The organism is Chryseomicrobium aureum (assembly GCF_016909155.1).
Lineage (GTDB): Bacteria > Bacillota > Bacilli > Bacillales_A > Planococcaceae > Chryseomicrobium > Chryseomicrobium aureum.
On the sequence record NZ_JAFBFG010000010.1, the window covers coordinates 23,201 to 39,768 of the forward strand.

A 16,568-nucleotide genomic window follows, 5' to 3' on the forward strand; every position below is an offset into this window, starting at 1 on the left:
ATTTGAGGGGAGAATACAATGAAACGTTTATGGATAATTTTACTTGCACTTGTCCTTGCTTTTCCTCTAGGTACGGGAGGACAGGTGTCTGCGGAGACACTTCCCGTTGTCGATGAAGAAGTTTTTGAAGCATTGGTAACTGCCGATGTGGCTGAAGTGATTGTCACATTCCATGGAGAAGGTCCAGTACAGCCATCTCAACTTGACCTATTGGAAGAAGCAGGTGTGTCGACAGGTATGAGTCTGAAAAGTTTACCGATGGTCGGTGTGCTTGCTTCTCAACAAGCTGTTGAACGTCTAGCTCAAATGCCGGAAGTACGATCCATTTTCTTAAACGAAGAACTTACGTATTTTAATGCAGATGCTACAGCTATCACAGGCGTAGATAAAGCGAGAACAGATGCGAAGTTTAAAGAATTGAACGGCGGATTCCCTGTATCAGGCGCAGGCGTTGGTGTCGTAGTGAATGACAGCGGCGTAGATGGCACTCATAAAGATCATGAGTTCGGCCGAAATCTTGTGCAAAATGTCATGGGTTCATTGAACTTAAATGCCCTAGCACCTAGACTACTTCCCGTCTCTTACGTGGAGAATGTAGTGAATACAGATACAAATTCTGGACACGGTACGCACGTAGCAGGAACTGTCGGTGGAACAGGAGCTATGTCATCAGGCAAATATGAAGGAGCAGCACCAGGAGCCGATCTTATCGGGTATGGTTCTGGAGCAGTACTATTTGTTTTAGATGGAATTGGAGGCTTTGACTACGCCATTACAAATCAAACACGTTATGGCATACGTGTCATCACCAACTCTTGGGGTTCAAGTGGAGATTTTGAACCTGAGCATCCAATCAACTTGGCAAGTAAAGCGGCATATGACCGTGGAATCACCGTGTTATTTGCGGCAGGTAATGAAGGGCCGGGAGAAAATACACATAATCCTTATGCCAAAGCACCATGGGTCATCTCTGTAGCGGCTGGTGTGAAAGATGGAACGCTTGCTGACTTTTCTTCTCGCGGCACAAATGGTGTCGGAGGAACGTTCACGATGGACGGTAAGGAATGGTCATGGAAAGATGAGCCAACAGTTACAGCGCCAGGTGTAGATATTGTGTCTACTCGTGTCATTTCACCTGTGGGTGTACTTGGTATTGATCAAGATGTTAGCTCGCTCGACCCGGCTCATCTACCTTACTACACAACGATGAGCGGTACATCGATGGCAACACCACATGTAGCTGGGATAGTGGCGTTGCTACTAGAGGCAGACCCAACATTGTCACCGCAGGAAATAAAAGATATTCTCGTGTCGACTTCGACTAATATGCCAGGTTATGAAACATGGGAAGTGGGGGCAGGGTACGTCAATGCCTACGCTGCTCTGGATACCGTCTTTAACGGAAAAGAGTTTGGTTCAACATTGAACAGCAACCAGACATTTGCAAGCCATGTAGAAGCGAACACAGGATACGATGATTTCTCTATTGTCTACGACCCGGCAAAAGCAACATCTGACAACACGACAACGTTTACAGTAGAGGAAGATATCAGCACGTTATCTGCAAAAGTGAACGCACAAGGGATTTTAAAAGAAACAGGGAACCCGATTAATTTAGTCTTGATCGCTCCAGATGGGACGGAATACAGTTCAGGAATCAGCCTGCTTTTTCCTACTACTTATGACCGGACTGTTACTGTTTCTTCACCAAAGCCAGGAACATGGAAAGCAGAAATCCGAGGATTAAGAGGATCGGAAGTAAATCCTGTTGGAGTTGCTTTGCCTGAAACCGTTCAAGGAAAGTTGTCGTTTTTAAAAGTGGGCAGCTATACAGGATTATCAGATATTGCTAAACATCCAGCCGCTGGAGCTATTCAATTAGGCGTACAGGAACGATTGTTTGATGGTTTGTCATCGGGCAAATTTAAACCTGACAGTCCATTACTTCGAAAAGATTTAGCACGTTATTTGGTCATGGGAGCGGGTATCAAACAAACGCTTCCTCTATCCGGAACGAGCAGTTTTTCAGATGTTAAAGTAAAGGATGGAAGATTCATTGAGGCAGTTATAGCAAAAGGAGCCGCACTACGTGACCCATCGCATTATCAAAAAGGTGTTATGGTTGCGGCCCCTAGCGGGAAGTTCTCACCTAATTCTGCCGTTACAAGAGCAGAGCTTGCCTACTCGTTAGTCCAGGCATTAGGTCTACAACAACAAGCAGAAGAATTTACTGGAACTGTTACAGTGCAGTACAAAGATGAACGACTTCCAATTGACGATGCAGCACAAATTCCTGAAAATCTAAAAGGGTATGTGCAAATCGCGCTAGATCTGAATATTGTACATGCTCATTTTTCAAGTACCCAAAATCCTTTTGCACTTCAACCTACTGTGAAAGCGTCATTTTCACCAACAGCTACGGTTTCACGTGGGGAATATGCTGTCGCAAAAGTTCGTTATTACAACGCATTTTTAAAATAAGTAGAGAACACGAAAAGCTACCCGTCAATTGGCGGGTAGCTTTATAGTGAACTCAAGATTAAAAGTGGAAGCTATATAAGAAAAATCTGTTCAATTTATTTTGTTTATGAAATTTCATTAACAAGTCGGTTGAGTGCTTCGTTAATCGGAGTAACAGGACGACCAAGCACTTTCTCAAAATCACTGCTAGTCACTTCAAGGGAACCGTTACGGATGCCTTCTTGAATCCCTACTACCAATGGAATCACAAAATCAGGTAAACCTACGCCTTTCATGATCTCAGCATATTCTTCATCACTAACTTGTTGGACAGGGATGTCTTTCCCTACTACATTTTCAAGCGCAGATACCAATTCTTGTTGAGTCAAAAGAGGACCAGAGAGTTCATAAGTCGTATTTTCGTGACCTTGTCCAACAAGTACGGCTGCAGCTGCCTCTGCATAGTCTTGTTGTAGTGCCCAGCCTACTTTACCTTCTCCAGCAGAAGTGACCCATGGAGCTCCGGCGATAGCACCTTGAATACTGCCAATTTCGTTTTCCAAATACCAGTTATTACGCAAGAACGAATATGGAATACCTGTCTTACTAATAGCTGCTTCTGTTGCAACATGAGGTGGAGCTAAGAGAATTTTGCTGTCTGTTGCATTGGCTAAACTTGTATAAGCAATAAATTTTACCCCTGCGCGCTCAGCTGCGTGAACAGCATTCACGTGTTGTCGAATTCTTGTTTCATTGTCACCATCTGCAGAAATAATTAATACGCGGTCAATGCCTTTAAAAGCAGTATCCAATGTTTCAGGATGATCAAAATCTCCTTGTCGCACCTCTACTCCACGACTACGAAGTTCTTCTGCTTTCTCTGGATTTCGGACACTCACGACCAAATCACTTGCAGGTACTGTCTTCAATAATGATTCAACAACCTTTGACCCTAATTTCCCTGTTGCTCCAGTAACTAAAATTTTCATTGGTATTACCTCCAGTTGATTGGTATCCCCAAAAGTGAGGGACTCGTGCTTTATAAATAATGATGGTATCATGGTTAGTTACGTCCTACAAATTTCAGATTGCCACAATGAATGCGAATGCCTTTATGAGATCATTCATTTCAAACATCCATGCTAAACTAACTTGTACAATTCATACAGCGATATTCATTTTTCAACCTCTCTTTTTAGCTTGTTAGTTCCTTAACTAAAAACAAAACAACGGCTAATCCGAAAGATAGGTAGGCGTTTGAATTGAGGGTATACATGATACGGTTCATTTTGTATTAATTTTACTCCTAGGGTTATAATAAGCCCTAAGGAGAATAATCGGAAGTAGGCACTTTAATGTGACATAGTATACAAAAAGATACCATGGAAGGCGGAAGGAAATTGGCTGAGGAATGTAAACGAAATGGAACTGGAACTATTGAAACAGCTCTTGATATTCTTGTTGGAAAGTGGAAGCCTGTTATTCTTTTTCATCTTTTAGATAAAGGAACTTTGCGTTTTAGTGAACTGAATAGATTAGTACCTGATGTGACGAAAAAGATGCTAACAACTCAATTAAGAGAATTGGAATATCATGATATAATCAATCGCAAAATATATGCACAAATCCCTCCAAAAGTTGAATATTCAATAACCGAATATGGAAAAGGATTAATGCCACTTTTGTTGTCTATGCATGAATGGGGAGTAACTCATTTAGAACACTTAGATGAACTTTACGGAAAAAGTGAAGAAACAATAAGCAAGTAGAACGAGCTGAAAATAAAATAGCGAACTGAATCTTGAGGTGGAAAGAATGTAACAATTCTTTCCATCTATTTTTAGTTCACGATATAATAAAATATAGAAGTCGAAGGTGCAGGGCATTATCTTTGGCTTAGCAAGAGGGAAATATTGAAGCGACTACTTATAAAGTTTATTACCTCACCAAGGTTAAAGGGGACAACTCATGAAAATCATAAAGTATGAGTCCCGGTACGAAGAGGGATGGTTGCATCTGCTTTTAATAACACAAAGTCATTTTCCCCATATTCCATTAAAAATGAATCTTCATTTAGCTCTATCACTTCACCTCTAAAATCTTCATTTATTGTTTGAGACATGTTTGTTTGCTCTTCATCCATGCATCCGACTAAGAGCAGAAGGAAATATAGCAAAATAGATATTCTGATAATCCTCAAGTTAACGCTCCTTTGCAAAATAGCATTGGTGTTACAAGTATAAGGAATAGAACTGTTAAGTTAGGAGAAGTCTACCATATGGAGTGCTTTGTTGGAAGGTACTTCAAAAAATAAAAAGCCAGAAGATGACAAAGTCTCCTGGCTTTATTATGAATACTAAGTAGACTTTTGATTTGAAAACCGAATCGCCGTCCATAGTAAAGTGATAATCAAGAACAATTCAAATGCATTGGTTGCAGCGTCGCTTCCGATATCGAAGAGAACAGCACTGCCGATAGCCATGGCAATAGTTCCGACAAGCATCCACCACCACTTCTTCTTCCACGCAAGTAAAATTCCAGCAATCAATAAGCCGATCAACACAATGAGAATCATTGGAGGTGGTCCTGACGCAGTTTCTACTGCTGCGTAGCTCAAGACGCCGTATGATTCCTGTACAGTTAATTCGAGTCCTCGGATTTCCACAATAATTTCTACAATCGTAGCCACAATCCAAAGAACCACAAAACTCACAACAAACCATGTTTTAAACGCTATATGAATACCCGCTTCACGTAGGATGAATAAAGAAAAAAGAAGTAGTGGCGGTGTGAACAACGCATGAATCCAGAAGCGACCCAGATTTAAGTTCTCAAGAAGTGTGCCCTCACTAATCAAATGACCGATTGCCAAAACTCCATTGTCGTAAATGAGTCCGATGATAGTGAGGAAGAGAATAACAGAGGCGGTCTTTGAATGTTTCTTGAATCCCCAGATTAAACTAGCTATGTAGGCTACTGCAAACAAACCAAAAATTAGTGGATCCACAGAATCATCCTTTCCTTTTTTATATGTATTCTTTACCCTGAAAAAAATGATGATAACTTAATTCGAACTATCAAAAAAAATGTACCAAACATCTAGGAAAGATGGAACTAAATGGTATAATTAAAACGTATAAAAAGAATTAAAAGAATAGTGCAATTATTAATTGGGGGGTTATGGGATGAGAGAAAGAAGATATTGGTTGGTTTTCGCAAGCGTAGGAATTGCATTGTCTATTCTATTTTATTTTGGAGCTTACAACTACTTAAATGGAGCACCGTTTCTAGCGTTGTTTTTGAGCATTGTCGTACTATTTGTTTTAGTGATTCCAGTAGCTCGCACCTTAGCCCGAAAGTTTGAAAAAGTAACATCAGAAAAAACTAAGAAGTGGTATACAGTCATGGCTGTGGGTCTAGCTGTAATCACAAGTGCTTCACTCGTTTTTAGTCTTTATGATGAGTACCGTGTGAAAAGCTTGGATCACGCTTTTGATTTTCAACCAGAAAAAGCGTTACATTTGCAAGTCGATTTATCTGGTGAGATGTACATAATTGAAGACAAACAAGCCATTGCAGAATGGAAAACATTTTTGAATCAATATGAAGTAAAGAAAATGAATGATCGAAAATGGAACGCAGATGTATCGAACGAGCAAGGCTTTATGGTAAGTCTAATTTTCGAAGATAACTGGACAGGCGGGTCGGTTTATGAAAATCGTTTAATTAACTATGGAGATATGGATTACTATCAAGTTTTAAATGGTCCGGTGGATATCGCTTGGGTGACGGATTTTGTGGATCGACATCAATCCCTTACTGCGAAACTAGTGGAGACGAAATGATACGTAAAGCATATCAAGACGAATCACTTCCGATTGAGCTGCTGTTACTGGCTGACCCGTCTGAAAAGCAGATTCATTCCTACGTTTCCTCAGGTCACTGTTATCTTGCTGAATATGAAGGTGCATGTAGAGGTGTTTATGTACTCCAAGAAAAAACACCTTAGACAATCGAGCTGATGAATGTTGCAGTCGCTGAGAGCTGGCAGGGGAAAGGTTTAGGGAAGCAGCTAATTCTTCATGCGAGTGCTTATTTCGATGGATGGACAATGACGGACCAAGACGACTTTTATTTATTCTCGTTTCATGGTGGGCAACTAGCTTAGGGACAGGCTTAAAAATGTGAGACACTTTCTCTAAAGTAACGTCTACTAGATAAAGAGGAGTGATGCAGTTGAAGCGATTAGGCAGTATTTTAACTTTGGTCATCTTTTTAGTAGTAGTGGGCTGTTCAGATGAAAATGAAGCAACTAGTGAAGTGAAAGTAGAAAACGGCACTGTTCAGACTACCCAATCATCAGAGGCTACAGTTCTAGAACCCCCAGATTTCACTATTACGGTGGGAGAGAAAACGATTCATCCAATCCTTGGCACATACAGTTGGACAGTTGACAATGGAGATGGAACAGGAGAAGGAATCGAGGCAGACTCAGAAGCTCCGCCGGATTTAGTAAGAGGGACGAACCCCTTACAGCTAACAGCTACAAGCTCTGTAAAATTCAACTTTGAGGAGCCGCCCACTCATTATATTTTGAATATATGGGATGAAAACTACACGGTTGTTAGACAAACAAAAGATGTAGATCTATCTGAGATGGGTATCGTCATCTACGAAGTTATAGCCTATTGGGAACAAGGAACAGCTAGTTATGCGTTTGCTGTAGAGGTTATTGCAGAGCCTTGAAATCGAAAATAAATTTCAAGCCGACTGAAAACCGAAAATAGCAATAAAACTTAGTAAACCAGTAGCGATGAGAAGTAGCGCATTTGCGGAAACAAGTACGAATTTATAAGTGTTTTTAGTACTTAGCAATGCAAAGACAAACGCGATAACACTGTACATCATAAAAATGATTATAAATGGCTGACCGGCTGTGTGGAATGTAAGTATGCTTGCCCATACGCTTTCTTGCGACATAGAAAAAAGGATACTGTATCCAAGAAGTAAAAAAATAAAGGAAATGATAGGGAATACTTTCTTCATAAACACCCTCCTTAATGAAACAACCCCAGGGGTTACATCAAAAACATATTAAAGTTCGATAATACGAGTAGCTACTCGCTCGACAAAGGCCTGGTCATGTTCAATAAACAGTAAGGTAGGCTTATAAGTAGCTATCATTTTCTCGATTTGGTTCTGATTGTAGACGTCCAAATAATTGAGTGGCTCATCCCATAAGTAGAGTTCTGCAGGCGTACAGAGAGACTTCGCAAACTCAACTTTTTTCTTTTGGCCTTCACTCATTTCTTCGATGGGCACTGAAAAAATATCGCGAGTGAAGCCTAGAATACGTAAATTGTTTAGGAACAATGTGTAATCTAGTTTGTGCGAATCTGCGAACTCTTTTAGCGTACCTTTGTGGGAAGTGGTTTGAGAAACATGACTCTTCACTAAGTGCTCGGATAAACGAATTTCTCCTTCTGCTTTCACTTCACCAGGCGAACCTTGAAGAAAATTCATGAGCGTAGTTTTTCCTGAACCATTTGCTCCGACCACTGCGATTTGTTCACCTTGATAGAGTTCAAACGAAATTGGCTCGAACAAGGGGGTTCCATCATAGGACAAAGTCAATTCCTTCACACGCACCACTGGATTTCGATGAGATTTCATGACTTGAATGGTCAAATCATCGACTTTTTCGATATTCTTCAGTAAAGTTTTTTTCTCTTCGATTTTTTCATTCGTCCGTTGCTGAATCGCTTTTCCACGTTTCATCATACGTTTTGCAATCGCATTGCCGAACGGGTCATTGCCTGAAGGTTTCTCTCGTTCCAGCCCCCAGTCTATTTTCTCACGCGCTGATTTTTCAATTCGCGCAATCTCAGACTTCAACGAGTTGTTTTTCTCAAGTTCGAATTGATCTTGTTGTGTTTTCTGTGCCTCGTACGTTGAAAAGTCACCTTTGTAGAGGATGACTTGGCTACGCTCAATTGCGAGCACATGATCAATCACAGCATTTAAAAATTTCCGGTCATGACTGATGACAATATAGCCACTTTTTTTATTCAGGTACGAAGCAAGATGGTGTCTTCCTCGAATGTCCAAGTGATTTGTCGGTTCATCTAGCAGAGCGAATCGATTATCTTCACAAAACAACGCAGCAAGCATCACACGTGTTTGTTCGCCGCCGGAGAGTTGAGAAAAAGGCTGCCACAGAATATCTTTGTCCATTCCAAGTAAATGACATTCCCGCTCAAGCTTCCATTGTTCAGTAGGAAAGACCTCATCAATTGCAAAGTAAACGGGAAGGTCGGGTTGTAAAATCGTCAACGGGAAGTAGACGAATTCGTGATCCGTGAGTACCTCTCCTTGATAGTCAAGTTTGTTCATAAGAAGCTTGAGCAAAGTCGTCTTTCCTCGTCCGTTTCGTCCAACAAAGCCAAGCTTCCAAGATGTGTCCAGAGTCAATGAAACATCTTTAAATAATGGTGCATCTAGTAAATCATAGGCAAACGTTACGTGTCTAAGTTCTATCGGCATGCAAAAAACCTCCTACTAATCGAGTTGCATGCACACGCATTCTACAAAAAAACCTCCCACGAAGTCGTGGAAGGAAAAGTATACGAACATAAATAAACTTTACGAAGCCGTAAAGGGTTATAAATGGTCAGACTCATCCTATCTTTTCGTAAAAATGCGTATACATTTTAACGTGAAAAATAGAATTAAGAAATCATTGACCATTCATCATCCCTTCTAGTAAGTTAGTTCGAGTATAGAGCAGGATAACGCTTTTTTCAAGTTATTTACTAAGTGGAGGTGGCAGTATGAAAAAGATAGCATTGATCGGTTCGAGTGGAGCAGGGAAGTCTACCCTATCCCGAGAGCTTACGGAAATACTCTCCATTCCGGTTTATCATCTCGACCAATTGAATTGGCGAGCAGGGTGGGAAGAAGTATCAAGGGACGAGCAGATACGACTTCAAGATGAGATTTTTGAAAAGGACCAGTGGATTATCGATGGGAATTATGGAGGAACGCTTTCTAAGCGAATGGAAGAAGCAGATACTATCCTCTTTTTTGATTTCCCACGGCTACTTTGCATCACACGAGCAGCTAAACGAGTGATGAAGTACCGCAACACCGTGCGACCGGATATGGCGGAAGGGTGCCCTGAACATTTTGATCTTGAGTTCTTCAAATACATTTGGAAATTTCCTGAGCAAAAAACGCCGCATATTATCAATCGGTTGCGCGAACTTCCATCGGATAAGCGCGTCGTGCATTTCAGAAAACCGAGTGATGTGGAACGGTTTTTAGAGAATTTAATAAAAAAACAAGCGCAGAAGAAATGATGTCTGTGCCTGTTAAAACATATGCTCTTCGGTATTCGAAAGCTTAATCATCCGCAGATATGTGATCATAACCACTAGTAGAACTAAACCGAACAGTACGAATGTGTACGCTGTAGGACCAAAGAAAATATTAAACAGCATGACAAGTGCGATACTTAGACCGGAAACTATAGCTGAACGTTTCCGAGACTTTGCTGTGATGAATTGATCCCTTTCGCAATTCGGGCATTTCATACCGGGCCAAATCGAAAACGAGCGCTTTAGTGTTTCGCCAAGACTCCAGGTGTGGCCGCATGTTTGGCAGACAGGCATAAAATCCACCTCCTTATTTTTGGAAGGTTGCATATCTTTACCCTAACATGATGGAGGAGTAGGTTCAATCAATGGCTTTTTTTGTAACGAGTTGCTGGACCATTGCCAATCCGATTAATAATATTTTGGTTAACTAATTCCGCTAATAACTTTCTAACAGAAGATTTACTTTTGTTAAGGGCTATTTCTAAATCTTTAGCAGTGAATGAGGACTTGCTTTCTAAAAAGTTATTTAAGCTTTCATCAATTTCATCTCTTGTAGTCTGATCCTTTTTAGGGAGTGTAACAACAAACGAGTTTGGGCCAATTGACCAAAATGGTTGAACGCTATTTTTACTATAACTTTCCAGAATCCTTTGTAGACCAGTTCCATAACTTTCAATCCATTTTAAGCGATAAAGAATGTTCGCTAGTTTTGTGTTTCTACTTTGAGAAATCCCAAGTTCAATATCTTCTTGAGTCAAACCTTTTACTAAACCACCAACTGAAACTAGTTCGATTCGATTTGTGAATATATGGATTAGTGTGCTGCTAGAAAAACTATAATCTCTGTGTGTGGCTGCATTAATCAATGCTTCACGTAATGCATATGAAGGGTAGCTCTCCTGTTCAACTCTTTGAAGTCCCTTGAATGCAGAGTTTTTTTCATTGTGTAGAGAGAGGTACTCAAAAGCAGATTCAATCTGTTTCAATAGCGATCCAGTAAATTCCTTTCTATCTTGAAACTCTAATTTGTCCACCCCTACATAACGAGCACATTTAATTGTGTGTTCACATTGGTCCGAGAGTAACAAACCAACGTTGGTATAATAACCTTCAGCATTTATGATTCCCAATGTGCGCATGTTGGATTCTAGTAAGCTTAGTCCATTTTTTTTGAATATTGCTTCTGCATCCGTAAATGTCAAATCTTGCTCCATGCTCCTCATGGTTTCAAAGTTTGTGCCGTCAGTTTCAATAATCATTTGACGAATGTTTTCTTCAGATGCATTTGTTACTGATGTCCCATAGCGAATAAAAACTCCTGAAGGGCGGAGACCCTTACCTTTTAAATGATAAGGTCGTCTACTACCTACACTAACTGAAATTTTGACTACATCTTTGTCATCAATTGTTTCTATTGATAATGTTGTATGCATCAGTATGTCTGGTTGTATACTATCATGTACAATGTTTGAAACATCTTCTAAAATTCTTTTGGGGTTATCTAATCCAACTACTGATCCATCATCGTCTACTCCTATATATAAATCTCCGCCAGAGGTATTTGCAAAGGCAATAATTTCTTTTTTTATTCCTTCTGTTAATTCTCTTTTAAATTCTAATGTTAATGATTCTTCGAATTTCAAAGCCAATCACCTCATTAATTGATTATTTATATTATAATCAATAGTAATCGATTATAATCGATTAATCAATACATACAAATGAAACGATTTTAATTTATACTCGTAGTACAATGTAGGAAGTAAGAAGCGAGGGTATTCACAATGAAATGGATTGAAAAAATCAAGTATTCCCGGTACCAAGAGAAAATGTTAAAAAAGGTCCGAAAGCAGACGGATCGACTGGTGAAGCAGGACCGTTTAGATGAACTATTCCCATATCTGACTGCTGAGCTGGATGCAAGTTGGCTTTCCAATCCTGCCAAAGCGGATTTATTGATTTATATGGCAAGTCGCTTCAAGGAAAAAGGGGATGCGCCAAATGCTGCTACTGGCTATGATATGGCGTTGCAGTTGGTCAAACAGAAGGAGTTCGAGTATCATAAAGAACTTCAAAACATCTTAAATGTGTTTCGATATGCTGGACGTGAAGATTTAGTTGAAGAATGGCGAGCAGATTTTCACACGCGTGTTTCGTATGATAAGAAGTTTAAAGATTTGACGTAAAGCCAAGATACTTAATTAAAGTTTGAAGAGCTATCTATGTAGTAAGAAGGAGGCATTAATGTATGGCAGATATTCTAATCTTTGGTCTAATCGGAATCGGTATAGTGACAGGTGTTGTTATGATAGTGATGGGAGTAAAAATAACACTCAAAAGGTAAGTGCCTTTGATAAATAACTCGTAATTAATTTCTCACGAAGAAATTTAAAATGAGAGGCGGCAAGACTATGGGAAGTATGTTGATGTGGTTATTAGTCCTTTGTGTAGTAACAATTGTCGGAGGACTCTTGTTGTCTTATATATTTCTTAAAAAAGGTTGAATCTATGCGAGTTAGAATCAATAAATGATGGAAGGAGGCCCAGTGAAAAAATTTCACCGGGCCTCTTTTATAAAGTGTATAAGTTTCTCTTTGAAGAGCAACTAGTAAGGTGCGTGTCTTTTAGTGCTTCTAATTTTCTCGTAAATGTCAGATGGTAAGTACCTGTGACCGAAACCGATAATCTAGAGTTGGGAATTTTGAAATTATTTCTAAAGAGTGAATTAATGTTCGAATAACAGAGGAGAATTTTTCATCTGTATCAAAACTTTCTACACTAGTAAGTGCTAACAAATCAAGGACTAAATGTTGTGGATCCATATAGAGTTTAGGAATCGCTGAAATTTGAGCGATAGCATCTTTGACTAGAGTTGTATTTATATTCATTCAGTTTTTCCAGGGTCAATGTAGTGGAGCAGTATGTCTTCAGCCCCTTGCTTTAACTCATCACCAGATTTGCGATCTGTTTCATTTAAGCGCTCTGCATATAGTTGTTCAACCAGTAATTGCTCTAATTCATTTTCTAATTCGTAAATTCGATTAAGTAGAGCGGGAATGACAGTAGGATTACTCAATTGTGCAACAGTTTCTCCGTTTAACATAATTTCAACAGTGGCATATTGGTCCAAAAGTGCCTGCCATTTTTTACTGTAGCGGAGTTCTGAAGCGATTAGACGATTTCGATTTGGTAATTCTTTTTCTATTTGCTTCACATCAATAGAACCAGTTGTAGCTGCCATCTTTTTCTCCTCCCGTCTCAGTTACTTTCACCTCCATTTTATCATGTGTACATATTATATTCAATAAATGTACATTTATAATGTACAATCCGCCAGTGAATTTCATCTTTCACATATCATTAATGATTGCGCGTATGTAAAATTTGATTTATATGAAACTATTTACCAATTTATTTCGTATGTAGTAGAAAGGAGTGGGGAAAAATGGTAGTAGGAAATTTACTGATAGGATTAGTAGTGCTTGGAGTAGTACTGACAGCTGTAGGTATATGGCTGTCGTATAAATTTTTGAAGCCGGATTGACCAGGAGGGAGGGAGAAGCGTGACGGATACACTTATAGTTTTTTCATTGCTACTTGCTGTGGCAAGTCCCATTATTTTTTTGTATTTGAAGAGAAAAGCCTGGGCTATTATAAATTTCGTGATACTAGGTAGCGTTGGTGCTCTATTTAGTAATGCGATGCTTGGAAATATGGATTCCACGAATGGCACACAGATGATGATTTGGTATATATGTGTAGCAGCAGCGTTACTCTTCTCTGTAATCAGTTTTACGTTCCTCGCAAGAGAGAAATGGCAATTGTCAGCTACGACGTTAGGATTTGGAGCTGTCCTTGTCACGATTATCTATTTTGCTGTGCTAGGTGATTTCTCTAAACCGGTTGGTGAGTGGCTCGATGTGTCGATGATTGTTGCGGTTCCAACTTACGTGGGAAGTATGAGTTTATTGGCACTGTTTCAGTTTGATCGGCGGACGGTGAGTTAAAAACCTCATAAAAGTCAGTGAATCCTAACTTTTATGAGGCGCTGCAGTTTTCAATTTCTCAAGCTCAAGCTTTGCATCGGCTTCTTTCGCCCATTCTTTGTACCACTCGGCACCAATTATCGTAGCTCCGAAAACAAATAATAAGACACCTACGACAAACGGAAATCCTAATAAAAGTGGCTCTGAATCTACATAATTACCACCGAATAAGACAGAGCCCACTTTAGAATTTCCAGACCAAGATTCAGTACTCGTTGCGTAAATTGTAGCAGCGAGCAAAGTCGCGCTCATCAAAATAGTTCCTACACCAAATAGCACAATTCCGCGTATCATATTTTTCATACATACTCCCCTTTGTCTTTCACTCTCTAACAACTGTATCATGAATATACTGGGAATTATAGAAGGATTATTTAATTTCTAACCTGTAATGCCAAAGCTCGTTCTCAACTTGATATCCAACTTTTTCGTACAAAGGATTGGCTGCATTATTTAATAAATCTACAGTCAATGTTACCGAAGCAAATTTCCCCGCAGAGGTCACTTGATCAAGAGTCACGCGCAGTAATTCTTCTCCAAGACCTTGCCCGCGATAACCTGAATTGAGAGCGAAATATTCCAAATGAATAGAGTCTGTTCCTTCCTCAAAATAGGTATACCCGACAAAGCTCTCCTCGAAATAAGCGAAGTAAAGTGTATGGCCTTGTTGAAGGGAACGCTCCAGAATCGTTTTGGCATCATAATACGTATCAGGAAACTCAGTGTCATGGAGTTCCACAAATTCCTGAACGTCCTGATTGGAATATGTCTTGAAAGTTAATTTGTGTGATGCGGTTTTGGTCGGTTGATGAAGTCTGTAATACAAATGCTTTCCGCGAAACGTTGCTTGAAGTGTGTCCATGAATTCCTGTTGCGTTCTGTTGTCCTTATGGATGAAAAACGAAAATGTTTGAAGCTGCGGAAATTCATTCGTAGCGAAATTCCATAAGGCTAGAGTTTCTTTTGGATTAGAAGATAGGCTAAAGGGTCCCCACACTTCTGCAAACCCGTCCTCAGAATCAAATCCAATCAAGCCGACGATTGCCTCGCCTTCAAGCCCCGCAACTAGTGAAGTCAACTCGCCCTCAACAAAATCTTCATGTAAACTCTTTAAAATTTCTTCTTTTGAAGTCCCGCAATAACCGGAATGAGAAGTCGTTTGGCTATTGATGTTTGCCAGCCACTCGGCTGCTATCTCTAATTGAGATGCTGCTAGTCGTACATAAGTTGTCATGTTACCGCTCCGTTCTGTGAAAAGTATTTCTTCTCTTCCTGCTATCTAGTAGTATGAAGAAAGTGAGAGTTCCTGTAAATAAAAAGAAGGGCTTCCAAGTAACATCCACTTCGTTGAAAGCGTCTAAAAATATAGAGAAAAGGTGAAAACTATGAACAAGAAATTGCTAGGGGCATTAGTGGCCGCGGGAGTTGTAGCTGTTGCGACGTATGCAATGTATCAAGCAGGAGGAGAACGTCTTGCACTCCTCGACGAGAAAATTGAGACAATAAGAGTTTCGAAATCTACGGGGCTTGGCCTGAACAATGAAGAAAGTGTAGTAGCTATCGAAAAGGAAGAGCAGGTTGCCGTTCTAGAAGCAGCTCTGCGAAATGCCAGGTTGCAGAGTGGCGTACTTCCAGAAGCTACACCAGATTATGATTTGATGGTCGAGTATCAAAATGGGCTTCCAAGTCATCCACTGCATCTGTGGTTAGGGGAAGAAGGGGAAGAAGCATTAGTGACTTATACAGTGAATTACGAGGAAGTATATAAGATTTCTGCAAAAGATGCAGATGAGATTCGAAAGGTGATTCGATAGGAGGAAGCCGATGAACTACTTGGAGCAAGTATTTGAAGATGAACTAATGGATGCGGAAACATACAAAACTCTTCATGATTTCATTACTTTAGATAATTTTCGAAGTGGTGAGTATGAAGGCAATATGTATGTCTTCCGAAAGATTGATCATACATATATTCAAATCGAAGATGAAGTCGCGTTTGAGAATACTGGGAAGCGACGGGTGGAAGGGTTTCAGACGGAACAGGTGGCCCGTGAGTTGGAACGGTATTGGGAGGCCAATGAGGAGCGTCTAAAGTAAGTTGCCATGGATGAACGAATTACTATGCGTATTTGCTATTCTCCGCCAGTGAAATAATTCTTTCGTCGCTGAATCTGGCGTTTTCGACGCTAGAATTGTCGGAATCGACGCTAGATTGGAGATATTCGTCGCTGTAGATAAGCGAATGCTCGCTTTCGTCGCTGAAACTGGCGTTTTCGTCGCTCAAAGACCGTGATTCGTCGCTAGATTGGAGATTTACGTCGCTGTAGATAAGCGAATGCTCGCTTTCGTCGCTGAATCTGGCGTTTTCGACGCTAGAATTGTCGGAATCGACGCTAGATTGGAGATATTCGTCGCTGTAGATAAGCGAATGCTCGCTTTCGTCGCTGAAACTGGCGTTTTCGACGCTAGAATTGCCCGAATCGACGCTAGATTGCAAATTTGCGTCGCTTTAGTCAAACTACAGCAACTATCGCTTTGATGCTACTGATCATTGGATTCTTTCTGCGTGCATTACTCATTCCAATTCAGGACTTTCATTTACTAACAGAACAACAAATGAAAGAGGCGCAGTTAGACTATGCAGTAAACTATCCTTTAGGATCAGCGCTAATGTACGCAGGGTTTT

Annotated in this window: 22 protein-coding genes; 11 read left to right on the plus strand and 11 right to left on the minus strand. The window is 40.2% G+C overall.

Annotation, left to right across the window (positions count from 1 at the left end; translation table 11 throughout):
• Nucleotides 1–18 precede the first annotated feature (18 nt).
• Nucleotides 19–2,481: a S8 family serine peptidase gene (locus tag JOD03_RS08360; protein WP_204590391.1), complete on the plus strand. Its 2,463-nt coding sequence runs from the start codon at nucleotides 19–21 to the stop codon at nucleotides 2,479–2,481.
• A gap of 104 nt (nucleotides 2,482–2,585) precedes the next feature.
• Here JOD03_RS08360 and JOD03_RS08365 read toward each other — a convergent pair whose 3' ends face one another.
• Nucleotides 2,586–3,449 carry an SDR family oxidoreductase gene (locus tag JOD03_RS08365; RefSeq protein WP_204590392.1) on the minus strand — a complete coding sequence of 288 codons (864 nt, stop codon included), beginning with the start codon at nucleotides 3,447–3,449 and terminating at the stop codon, nucleotides 2,586–2,588.
• A gap of 393 nt (nucleotides 3,450–3,842) precedes the next feature.
• Between JOD03_RS08365 and JOD03_RS08370 the strand changes: the two genes are divergently transcribed.
• A complete protein-coding gene (locus tag JOD03_RS08370) occupies nucleotides 3,843–4,229 on the plus strand; it encodes a winged helix-turn-helix transcriptional regulator (RefSeq protein ID WP_204590393.1) in 387 nt (128 codons plus the stop codon).
• 206 nt (nucleotides 4,230–4,435) lie between these two features.
• Here the strand turns inward: JOD03_RS08370 and JOD03_RS08375 are convergent, their stop codons facing one another.
• Together JOD03_RS08375 and JOD03_RS08380 are read right to left on the minus strand one after the other, a co-directional pair.
• Nucleotides 4,436–4,603, minus strand: a complete 168-nt coding sequence (locus JOD03_RS08375; RefSeq protein ID WP_204590394.1) for a hypothetical protein — start codon at nucleotides 4,601–4,603, stop codon at nucleotides 4,436–4,438.
• A gap of 213 nt (nucleotides 4,604–4,816) precedes the next feature.
• Nucleotides 4,817–5,467, minus strand: coding sequence for a phospholipid phosphatase (locus tag JOD03_RS08380; protein ID WP_204590395.1), 651 nt, complete (start codon nucleotides 5,465–5,467; stop codon nucleotides 4,817–4,819).
• Nucleotides 5,468–5,645: 178 nt separating this feature from the next.
• On the opposite strand from JOD03_RS08380, the gene JOD03_RS08385 reads away from it, so the two are divergent.
• The 4 genes from JOD03_RS08385 (at nucleotide 5,646) to JOD03_RS08400 (ending at nucleotide 7,206) form a co-directional block, all read left to right on the plus strand.
• On the plus strand, nucleotides 5,646–6,305 hold the full coding sequence (locus tag JOD03_RS08385; protein WP_204590396.1) for a hypothetical protein: 660 nt from the start codon (nucleotides 5,646–5,648) through the stop codon (nucleotides 6,303–6,305).
• Entirely contained in the window at nucleotides 6,302–6,469 is a 168-nt protein-coding gene (locus JOD03_RS08390; RefSeq protein WP_204590397.1) for a hypothetical protein, read from the plus strand. The genes JOD03_RS08385 and JOD03_RS08390 overlap by 4 nt, the downstream gene beginning before the upstream one ends.
• Before the next feature lie 12 nt (nucleotides 6,470–6,481).
• Nucleotides 6,482–6,628 (plus strand): GNAT family N-acetyltransferase, encoded by a 147-nt coding sequence (locus tag JOD03_RS08395; protein WP_204590398.1) that lies wholly within the window; start codon nucleotides 6,482–6,484, stop codon nucleotides 6,626–6,628.
• 68 nt (nucleotides 6,629–6,696) lie between these two features.
• On the plus strand, nucleotides 6,697–7,206 hold the full coding sequence (locus JOD03_RS08400) for a hypothetical protein (RefSeq protein ID WP_204590399.1): 510 nt from the start codon (nucleotides 6,697–6,699) through the stop codon (nucleotides 7,204–7,206).
• A gap of 15 nt (nucleotides 7,207–7,221) precedes the next feature.
• On the opposite strand, the gene JOD03_RS08405 is transcribed toward JOD03_RS08400, so the two are convergent.
• Together JOD03_RS08405 and abc-f are read right to left on the minus strand one after the other, a co-directional pair.
• On the minus strand, nucleotides 7,222–7,506 hold the full coding sequence (locus JOD03_RS08405; protein WP_204590400.1) for a hypothetical protein: 285 nt from the start codon (nucleotides 7,504–7,506) through the stop codon (nucleotides 7,222–7,224).
• A 48-nt stretch (nucleotides 7,507–7,554) separates the two neighbouring features.
• Nucleotides 7,555–9,003: a ribosomal protection-like ABC-F family protein gene (gene abc-f / locus JOD03_RS08410; RefSeq protein ID WP_204590401.1), complete on the minus strand. Its 1,449-nt coding sequence runs from the start codon at nucleotides 9,001–9,003 to the stop codon at nucleotides 7,555–7,557.
• Nucleotides 9,004–9,290: 287 nt separating this feature from the next.
• On the opposite strand from abc-f, the gene JOD03_RS08415 reads away from it, so the two are divergent.
• Complete coding sequence (locus JOD03_RS08415) at nucleotides 9,291–9,818, plus strand: DNA topology modulation protein (RefSeq protein WP_204590402.1); 528 nt, start codon at nucleotides 9,291–9,293, stop codon at nucleotides 9,816–9,818.
• A 12-nt stretch (nucleotides 9,819–9,830) separates the two neighbouring features.
• Here the strand turns inward: JOD03_RS08415 and JOD03_RS08420 are convergent, their stop codons facing one another.
• Together JOD03_RS08420 and JOD03_RS08425 are read right to left on the minus strand one after the other, a co-directional pair.
• A complete protein-coding gene (locus tag JOD03_RS08420; RefSeq protein ID WP_204590403.1) occupies nucleotides 9,831–10,130 on the minus strand; it encodes a TIGR04104 family putative zinc finger protein in 300 nt (99 codons plus the stop codon).
• 68 nt (nucleotides 10,131–10,198) lie between these two features.
• Nucleotides 10,199–11,479 (minus strand): RNA-binding domain-containing protein, encoded by a 1,281-nt coding sequence (locus JOD03_RS08425; protein ID WP_239584909.1) that lies wholly within the window; start codon nucleotides 11,477–11,479, stop codon nucleotides 10,199–10,201.
• Nucleotides 11,480–11,620: 141 nt separating this feature from the next.
• On the opposite strand from JOD03_RS08425, the gene JOD03_RS08430 reads away from it, so the two are divergent.
• Nucleotides 11,621–12,022 (plus strand): hypothetical protein, encoded by a 402-nt coding sequence (locus JOD03_RS08430; protein WP_204590404.1) that lies wholly within the window; start codon nucleotides 11,621–11,623, stop codon nucleotides 12,020–12,022.
• Nucleotides 12,023–12,720: 698 nt separating this feature from the next.
• Here JOD03_RS08430 and JOD03_RS08435 read toward each other — a convergent pair.
• A complete protein-coding gene (locus JOD03_RS08435) occupies nucleotides 12,721–13,077 on the minus strand; it encodes a hypothetical protein (protein WP_204590405.1) in 357 nt (118 codons plus the stop codon).
• Between the two features lie 322 nt (nucleotides 13,078–13,399).
• On the opposite strand from JOD03_RS08435, the gene JOD03_RS08440 reads away from it, so the two are divergent.
• Nucleotides 13,400–13,843 (plus strand): hypothetical protein, encoded by a 444-nt coding sequence (locus JOD03_RS08440; RefSeq protein WP_204590406.1) that lies wholly within the window; start codon nucleotides 13,400–13,402, stop codon nucleotides 13,841–13,843.
• 24 nt (nucleotides 13,844–13,867) lie between these two features.
• Here the strand turns inward: JOD03_RS08440 and JOD03_RS08445 are convergent, their stop codons facing one another.
• Both JOD03_RS08445 and JOD03_RS08450 read right to left on the minus strand, forming a co-directional pair.
• A complete protein-coding gene (locus JOD03_RS08445) occupies nucleotides 13,868–14,185 on the minus strand; it encodes a hypothetical protein (protein ID WP_204590407.1) in 318 nt (105 codons plus the stop codon).
• 67 nt (nucleotides 14,186–14,252) lie between these two features.
• Nucleotides 14,253–15,116 carry a GNAT family N-acetyltransferase gene (locus JOD03_RS08450; protein WP_204590408.1) on the minus strand — a complete coding sequence of 288 codons (864 nt, stop codon included), beginning with the start codon at nucleotides 15,114–15,116 and terminating at the stop codon, nucleotides 14,253–14,255.
• Nucleotides 15,117–15,267: 151 nt separating this feature from the next.
• Between JOD03_RS08450 and JOD03_RS08455 the strand changes: the two genes are divergently transcribed.
• Together JOD03_RS08455 and JOD03_RS08460 are read left to right on the plus strand one after the other, a co-directional pair.
• Entirely contained in the window at nucleotides 15,268–15,696 is a 429-nt protein-coding gene (locus tag JOD03_RS08455) for a YhfM domain-containing protein (protein ID WP_204590409.1), read from the plus strand.
• Nucleotides 15,697–15,706: 10 nt separating this feature from the next.
• On the plus strand, nucleotides 15,707–15,979 hold the full coding sequence (locus JOD03_RS08460; RefSeq protein WP_204590410.1) for a hypothetical protein: 273 nt from the start codon (nucleotides 15,707–15,709) through the stop codon (nucleotides 15,977–15,979).
• A gap of 216 nt (nucleotides 15,980–16,195) precedes the next feature.
• On the opposite strand, the gene JOD03_RS08465 is transcribed toward JOD03_RS08460, so the two are convergent.
• Nucleotides 16,196–16,399: a hypothetical protein gene (locus tag JOD03_RS08465; protein ID WP_204590411.1), complete on the minus strand. Its 204-nt coding sequence runs from the start codon at nucleotides 16,397–16,399 to the stop codon at nucleotides 16,196–16,198.
• Between the last annotated feature and the right edge of the window lie 169 nt (nucleotides 16,400–16,568).

What these genes read in the sequence shown, in the direction of transcription:
- JOD03_RS08360 (WP_204590391.1), top strand. Translation starts at nt 19, where the DNA reads ATGAAACGTTTATGGATAATTTTACTTGCACTTGTCCTTGCTTTTCCT.
- JOD03_RS08365 (WP_204590392.1), bottom strand. Translation starts at nt 3,449, where the DNA reads ATGAAAATTTTAGTTACTGGAGCAACAGGGAAATTAGGGTCAAAGGTT.
- JOD03_RS08370 (WP_204590393.1), top strand. Translation starts at nt 3,843, where the DNA reads ATGGAAGGCGGAAGGAAATTGGCTGAGGAATGTAAACGAAATGGAACT.
- JOD03_RS08375 (WP_204590394.1), bottom strand. Translation starts at nt 4,603, where the DNA reads ATGGATGAAGAGCAAACAAACATGTCTCAAACAATAAATGAAGATTTT.
- JOD03_RS08385 (WP_204590396.1), top strand. Translation starts at nt 5,646, where the DNA reads ATGAGAGAAAGAAGATATTGGTTGGTTTTCGCAAGCGTAGGAATTGCA.
- JOD03_RS08390 (WP_204590397.1), top strand. Translation starts at nt 6,302, where the DNA reads ATGATACGTAAAGCATATCAAGACGAATCACTTCCGATTGAGCTGCTG.
- JOD03_RS08395 (WP_204590398.1), top strand. Translation starts at nt 6,482, where the DNA reads ATGAATGTTGCAGTCGCTGAGAGCTGGCAGGGGAAAGGTTTAGGGAAG.
- JOD03_RS08405 (WP_204590400.1), bottom strand. Translation starts at nt 7,506, where the DNA reads ATGAAGAAAGTATTCCCTATCATTTCCTTTATTTTTTTACTTCTTGGA.
- abc-f (WP_204590401.1), bottom strand. Translation starts at nt 9,003, where the DNA reads ATGCCGATAGAACTTAGACACGTAACGTTTGCCTATGATTTACTAGAT.
- JOD03_RS08415 (WP_204590402.1), top strand. Translation starts at nt 9,291, where the DNA reads ATGAAAAAGATAGCATTGATCGGTTCGAGTGGAGCAGGGAAGTCTACC.
- JOD03_RS08420 (WP_204590403.1), bottom strand. Translation starts at nt 10,130, where the DNA reads ATGCCTGTCTGCCAAACATGCGGCCACACCTGGAGTCTTGGCGAAACA.
- JOD03_RS08430 (WP_204590404.1), top strand. Translation starts at nt 11,621, where the DNA reads ATGAAATGGATTGAAAAAATCAAGTATTCCCGGTACCAAGAGAAAATG.
- JOD03_RS08435 (WP_204590405.1), bottom strand. Translation starts at nt 13,077, where the DNA reads ATGGCAGCTACAACTGGTTCTATTGATGTGAAGCAAATAGAAAAAGAA.
- JOD03_RS08445 (WP_204590407.1), bottom strand. Translation starts at nt 14,185, where the DNA reads ATGAAAAATATGATACGCGGAATTGTGCTATTTGGTGTAGGAACTATT.
- JOD03_RS08450 (WP_204590408.1), bottom strand. Translation starts at nt 15,116, where the DNA reads ATGACAACTTATGTACGACTAGCAGCATCTCAATTAGAGATAGCAGCC.
- JOD03_RS08455 (WP_204590409.1), top strand. Translation starts at nt 15,268, where the DNA reads ATGAACAAGAAATTGCTAGGGGCATTAGTGGCCGCGGGAGTTGTAGCT.
- JOD03_RS08460 (WP_204590410.1), top strand. Translation starts at nt 15,707, where the DNA reads ATGAACTACTTGGAGCAAGTATTTGAAGATGAACTAATGGATGCGGAA.